General features: G+C 65.6%; 5 protein-coding genes and 4 tRNA genes. 5 read left to right on the top strand and 4 right to left on the bottom strand.

Annotation, left to right across the window (positions count from 1 at the left end; all coding sequences use genetic code 11):
- Positions 1–190: 190 nt before the first annotated feature.
- Together AB0B61_RS48370 and AB0B61_RS48365 are read right to left on the bottom strand one after the other, a co-directional pair.
- Positions 191–266, bottom strand: a tRNA-Lys gene (locus AB0B61_RS48370).
- Between the two features lie 59 nt (positions 267–325).
- Positions 326–1,480: an acyl-CoA dehydrogenase family protein gene (locus AB0B61_RS48365; protein ID WP_358447655.1), complete on the bottom strand. Its 1,155-nt coding sequence runs from the start codon at positions 1,478–1,480 to the stop codon at positions 326–328.
- 91 nt (positions 1,481–1,571) lie between these two features.
- Here AB0B61_RS48365 and AB0B61_RS48360 point away from each other — a divergent pair, with 91 nt between their 5' ends.
- Positions 1,572–1,871, top strand: a complete 300-nt coding sequence (locus AB0B61_RS48360) for a PspC domain-containing protein (protein ID WP_358447653.1) — start codon at positions 1,572–1,574, stop codon at positions 1,869–1,871.
- On the opposite strand, the gene AB0B61_RS48355 is transcribed toward AB0B61_RS48360, so the two are convergent.
- Positions 1,872–3,137 (bottom strand): MFS transporter, encoded by a 1,266-nt coding sequence (locus tag AB0B61_RS48355; protein ID WP_358447651.1) that lies wholly within the window; start codon positions 3,135–3,137, stop codon positions 1,872–1,874.
- A 109-nt stretch (positions 3,138–3,246) separates the two neighbouring features.
- Positions 3,247–3,588, bottom strand: a complete 342-nt coding sequence (locus tag AB0B61_RS48350) for a metallopeptidase family protein (protein ID WP_225301693.1) — start codon at positions 3,586–3,588, stop codon at positions 3,247–3,249.
- A gap of 60 nt (positions 3,589–3,648) precedes the next feature.
- Between AB0B61_RS48350 and AB0B61_RS48345 the strand changes: the two genes are divergently transcribed.
- From AB0B61_RS48345 to AB0B61_RS48330, 4 genes are all read left to right on the top strand, one after another.
- A complete protein-coding gene (locus AB0B61_RS48345) occupies positions 3,649–5,193 on the top strand; it encodes a metallophosphoesterase (RefSeq protein ID WP_358447649.1) in 1,545 nt (514 codons plus the stop codon).
- A tRNA-Glu gene (locus AB0B61_RS48340) sits at positions 5,194–5,266 on the top strand.
- Between the two features lie 87 nt (positions 5,267–5,353).
- A tRNA-Asp gene (locus AB0B61_RS48335) sits at positions 5,354–5,428 on the top strand.
- Between the two features lie 4 nt (positions 5,429–5,432).
- A tRNA-Phe gene (locus AB0B61_RS48330) sits at positions 5,433–5,509 on the top strand.
- Positions 5,510–6,000 lie beyond the last annotated feature (491 nt).

Here is a 6,000-nt window from a genome sequence, read left to right as displayed (position 1 = left end):
CCAACCAACGCCGACGCGTACGGTTGGCCTGCACACATCAAACGATCAACCCAGCGGCATGAGGGTACGACCATCCCCCTCAAAATCGAAGAACCCGCATGGGTCGGGCTCTCTGGGGCTAACTGCAACTGGAAATGCAACTGGGCGGGCTTCCGGATCATGGAGATCGGGGAGTCCGTCCAGGTCATTGTGGTAGGGCGCCCGGGGCTCGAACCCGGAACCTACGGATTAAAAGTCCGCAGCTCTGCCAATTGAGCTAACGCCCCCTAGCAACAGCACAAGGGTACAGAGATTACCGCCCCCCACGCGACGCCCTTAAGCCCCCTCACCGGTAAGCCGGGAGCCCCGTCAGCGCTTCCCCCAGCACCAGCGTGTGGATCTCCTGGGTGCCTTCGTAGGTGAGTACGCTCTCCAGGTTGTTCATGTGCCTGATCACAGGGTACTCCAGCGTGATCCCGTTCCCGCCCAAGATCGTCCTAGCCTGACGGGCGATGTCCAGTGCCGCCCGTACATTGGCCAGTTTGCCGAAGCTGATCTGCCGGGGCTCCAGCTTCCCCGCGTCCTTCAGCTCGCCCAGGTGCAGGGCCGTCAGGCCGGCCTGTGCCGTTCCGACGTACATCCAGGCCAGTTTCTCCTGGGTCAGCTGGAAGGCGCCGATCGGCTTGTCGAACTGCACTCGCGTCTTCGCGTACGAGACCGCCGCCTCCAGGCAGGCGCGGGCGGCGCCCACTACGCCCCAGATGATGCCGAAGCGGGCCTCTGAGAGGCACGAGAGGGGGCCTTTCAGGCCGGAGACTTCGGGGAGTACGGCCGAGGCGGGCAGGCGTACGTCGTCGAAATACAGGGACGAGGTGACCGAGGCCCTAAGGGACAGCTTCTTGTGGATCTCAGGGGCGGAGAAGCCCGGCGTATCGGTCGGTACGACGAAGCCGCGGATGCCTTCGTCCGTCTGCGCCCACACGACGGCGACGTCGGCGATGGAGCCGTTGGTGATCCACATCTTGGAGCCGTTCAGGATCCAGTCGGAGCCGTCTCGCTTGGCGTACGTGCGCATGTTGGCGGGATCGGAGCCGTGGTCGGGCTCGGTCAGGCCGAAACAGCCGATCGCCTCACCGGCGGCCATCCGGGGCAGCCATTGCTCTTTCTGCTCGGCGGACCCATAACGCCAGATGGGGAACATGGCCAGCGAGCCCTGAACCGATACGAAGGACCGCAAACCCGAGTCTCCGGCTTCGAGCTCGCGGCAGGCCACACCGTACGAGATGGCGTCCGTTCCGGCGCAGCCGTAGCCCTCGAGGTGCATGCCGAGCAGGCCGAGCGAGCCGAGTGCGGGCGCGAGCTCGCGTGCGGGGAAGGTGCCTTGTTCGAACCAGTCGCCGACGTACGGCAGGACGCGGTCGTCGACGAAGGACCTGACGGTGTCGCGGATCAGCCGCTGCTCGCCGTTGAGCCGGTCGTCCAGGCGCAGCAGGTCGTCCATCGAGCGTCCTTCCGTCATGTAAGGGCCTACCAGGGTTCTACCAGGGGGAATCCTGATGTGCGAACGCCGGGTCGCCGGGCAGTCTTGAGACATGAGCGAATACAACGTCAAGCAGCTTCGTCGGACCAACAACGGCCGCGCCATCGCGGGTGTCTGCTCGGGCATCGGGGAGTACCTCGGCATCGACGCCAACCTGATCAGGATCGGCCTGGCGATCGTCACTCTGTTCGGTGGGCTGGGAGTCGGCGTGTACGCCGTCGGCTGGCTGCTCATGCCGGACGAGGACCGCAACACCTCGATCGTCCAGGACCTCCTCAACAAGCAGCAGGCCAAGTCCACCTGGCAGGACAGCACCGACTACTACCGCGGCGAGCAGAAGCCGCAGCAGTGATCAGGCGGGGGCCGGGGTCTCGACCCGGGACTCGGACCAGAGTATGGCGAGCACGGCCGCGGCCGTCACACCCGTGACGCCGGCCAGCGCGACCACCGGCTCCGGTCCGAGTTTCTCGGCGGCGAACCCGCCGATCAGGATCCCGATCCCTTGTACGGCCAGCAGCCCCGACTGCACCAGGCCGAACGCCTGGCCGCGTTGATCAGCCGGCACGCACTGGACGAAGGCGGCATTGGCCGCAAGCTGGTACGCCCCACCCACCCCCGACAGGAACCACGCCCCCAGCACCACGGCCAACGGTGGCTGCAACGCGGTCACGACCAGCGGCAGACAGCTCAAGATGGCCATCCACCCCATCATGCGCAACCGCCGCGGCGGCGTGACGTACCTACTGAAGAAGAACGCCCCCACCGCGGTCCCCATCGGCATCGCCGCCATCAACAGCCCGGTGACCACCGGGATCGACAGGGTGCCGGTGCTGAGCTTCGCCGCATAGGGGACGGCCAGGCCTTCCGGCAGGATGTAGAAGCCGCAGAGCCAGGCGAAGAGCACAAGAGTGCGGAGTTTTCGGTCGCCGAAGACGAGACGAGATCCCGCCCTGGCCATGGCCCACATCGACGACCGGCCACTGTGGTGGGCGGGCGCGGGGCGCCGATGGACGCGCGCGACCAGGATCAGCGCGGAGCCCAGGAACGTGGCCGCGTCGACCGCGAGCGCGCGATAGGGACCTATGGCGGCGATCATCGCGCCGCCGGCCGCGAAGCCCAGCATTTGGATGCCCTGGTTCGTCATGTTCTGCAATGCGGAGCCGACGAGGTAGCGGTCACCTTCGAGCACCTCGGGCAGCAGCGCCGCGCGCGCGGCCGAGAAGGGCGCGCTGAGCAGTACGACGAGGAACACCAGCCCGCACAGCACGGGGAACGGCACCCCCGGCAGTGCCATCACGCTCACCAGCGCCGCGCGGAGCAGGTCGCACGTGATCATGACGCCCCTGCGCGCGAACCGGTCGGCCAGGCCGGCCAGCAGCGGGCCGCCGAGGATCGTCGGCAGGTAGGTCAGCGCGTAGACGGCCGCGGTCGCGAGCGGCGATCGCGTGCGGTCGTAGACGAGCACGGCCAGCGCCACCTGGGCGAGCTGGTCACCGAGCAGGGACAGGCTCTGGCCGTACCAGAGCGCGCGGAACTCCCTGATGGCGATGACCTCGCCGTATGTGACTTGGCGTGGGAGGGCACGGCGATGCCGTCCCAGCAGCCGTCGCGTCCGCATGGCCCCCATTGGACTCCGCTGTGCCTGACTCAGAGTGTTCGCTATGTCACCTAAGGTGCCCGATCATTTGACAGGCCGCAACCCAAAGCAGCCAACCCATTGCGAACGGTTACCAGCCTAGTTCATGGAGGCGGGCGTCATCGATGCCAAAGTGGTGCCCGACCTCGTGGACGACGGTTATGCGCACTTCGTCGATCACGTCGGCCTCGGTATCGCAAATCTGACATATCGGATTGCGGTAGATCTCGATGCGGTCGGGCAAGACTGCGGAGTACCAGTCGCCGCGCTCTGTGAGGGGGATTCCGGTGTACAGGCCCAGGAGGTTGGGTTCGGGCGCGTCGTCGACCACCGTGACGACGACATTGCTCATTACCCGGGTCAGACCTGGGGGAATCACGTCCAACGCCTCGGCGACGAGCTCCTCGAACCTCTCCCGCGAAACCTCTATCACCCTTGCCATTCTGCCTCGCAGGTTGGGTAAGCAAGAAACTGTATGAAGTTCGCTGACAGATTGAAGACAGTCCTCCAGTCGCGGGTGCCCAGGGTCGTGGCCGTCCTCATCGTGGCCGCCGTGGGCGCCTGGCTCGGCATCTTCCTCAGCGGCACCGTCAGGGCTCAGGTCGGTCCGGTGGAGACCGGTATGTCGCTCCGGCCCGCCTGGAACGGCGAGACGATCGTGGACGCCAGCCCGCTGGGCACGCTCACGTTCCGCACCCATGACGCGCCGCTCAGGCTCCGCATCTCGCTCGAGAACATCGACCAGGAACGCGCCAAGTCGATCATCGAGGACCCCCGGCTGGCGGACCGGCTACCGGAGATCATCGAGCGCGACCTGCTCGACGGGGTCCGCGCGCTGCTGATCCGCTCGCTGCTGTGCGCGGGGGCGGGGGCGCTGATCGCGAGCCTGCTGGTCTTCAGGCGCCCCAGGGTGGCGCTGCTGGGCCTGCTGGTCACCTCGGTGGCACTCGCCGGCACCAGCGCGCTGGCGGCGCTCACGTTCCGCCCCAATTCGCTCGTGGAGCCCAGATACTCGGGGCTGATCGCCGCCGCGCCGTCGCTGGTGGGCAGCGCGGAGTCGATCGTGACGAAGTTCGAGTCGTACCGGTCGCAACTCACCAAGCTGGTCACGAACGTCTCCAAGCTGTACGACACGGTGTCGACGCTGCCGTTGTACGACGCGGACCCCAGATCCATCCGTGTCCTCCATGTCTCGGACATCCACATCAACCCGATCGCCTGGAACGTCATCCGCTCCCTGAAGGACCAGTTCAAGGTCGACATGATCATCGACACGGGCGATATCTCCGACCATGGCACGAAGACCGAGAACAAGTTCGTCGACGAGATCGGCACCCTCGGTGTCCCGTACGTCTACGTTCGCGGCAACCACGACTCGATGATCACTCAGAAAGCGGTCGCCAAGCAGAAGAACGCCATCGTCCTGGACGACAAAACTCAGAAGGTGGCAGGCCTGAACATCTACGGCCTCGGCGACCCCCGCTTCACCCCCGACAAGACCGTCGCCGTGGACTCGGACCCGGCCGTGCTGGCCCAGTACGGGCGCTCGCGTGTGCCGCGAATGGGGAAGCCGGACGTGGTCGCCGTCCACGACCCGGAGGTAGGCCGCGGCTTCTCCGGCGCCACACCGATCATCCTCGCAGGTCACACCCACGAACGATCGACGACCATGCTGCCCTCGGGCACCCGTCTCCTGGTCCAGGGCTCCACGGGCGGCGCCGGCCTGCGCGCCCTCGAACACCCCCAGCCGACCCCCGTACAGGCCTCGGTCATGTACTTCGACAAGGAGACCAGACGCCTGCAGGCCTGGGACGACATCACGCTCGGCGGCCTCGGCGAGCAGTCGGTGTACATCCAGCGTCACGTGGAGCGTGACCCGGGACGTATGATTTCTCCAGAGCCAACGAACGCCCCGTCGCCAACGGGATCGATCACTGGCACGACGTCGCCGGCCGCCGGTCCGCCACTTTGGCATCAAGGGCAATCGTCCCCTATGCTTCAGAGGTCTCCGACGGAAGACGACAGGGAAAGTTCCTGAGCCCCCATCGTCTAGCGGCCTAGGACACCGCCCTTTCAAGGCGGCGGCACGGGTTCGAATCCCGTTGGGGGCACGGCGAAGCGCCTAGCGCACCGCGAAACGGTTGGTCGAAAGCCAACCAGGAGCTGGTAAGCTAAGCGAGTCGCAAAGCAAGGCGCAAGGTCCTGTAGAGCAGTTTGGAGTGCTCGCCACCCTGTCAAGGTGGAGGTCGCGGGTTCAAGTCCCGTCAGGACCGCTCGGGTCAGGTAGCTCAGTTGGTACGAGCGTCCGCCTGAAAAGCGGAAGGTCGGCAGTTCGACCCTGCCCCTGACCACCAGAATTACACAGCCAAGATGCCCCGAAGCGATTATCGCTCCGGGGCGTTTTCGTGTCTATGACAGCAACGTCGCCGCCTCTGCGGCTGGGCCGTTAAATGGCAGGCTGGTGTTCGTGTGGTTACTTCCTTGGCCTGTGGCGAAAGATTCGGACCAGGGCACAGCGCTGCCCAGGGCGCTTCGGACGGTTCGTGCCGTCGACACAGCCACGATGATCGAGTTGCTGTGCGAGACCTCAGGCTCTGTCAAGCCGCAGGCCATCGAGCTTCTGGCTGCCCATCTTGCTCCAGGTGGAACTCACTATGTGATCCCTTGGCCACGTAGGTCGTGGGATGTGGCCGTAGAAGGCTGTATCTCTGCGGCCATGGTGCTCAAGATGAACGATGGTGCGCTCATCAAGAGCGGTCTTAACAGGTATGTTCCAATGCCGCGATTCCAGCCGTCCGTACTTCGCATAAGGTTTGGCCCCGGCCTGCGGCTTTTCCGGTGGGCC

Source organism: Nonomuraea sp. NPDC049158 (assembly GCF_040648335.1).
Lineage (GTDB): Bacteria > Actinomycetota > Actinomycetes > Streptosporangiales > Streptosporangiaceae > Nonomuraea.
Note: the sequence above shows the minus strand (reverse complement) of the source record. Positions and strands in the feature narration are given on the sequence as shown.

Bases quoted from the DNA above. Each gene is read 5' to 3' on its own strand.
- AB0B61_RS48365 (WP_358447655.1), bottom strand. From the start codon at position 1,480: ATGGACGACCTGCTGCGCCTGGACGACCGGCTCAACGGCGAGCAGCGG.
- AB0B61_RS48360 (WP_358447653.1), top strand. From the start codon at position 1,572: ATGAGCGAATACAACGTCAAGCAGCTTCGTCGGACCAACAACGGCCGC.
- AB0B61_RS48355 (WP_358447651.1), bottom strand. From the start codon at position 3,137: ATGCGGACGCGACGGCTGCTGGGACGGCATCGCCGTGCCCTCCCACGC.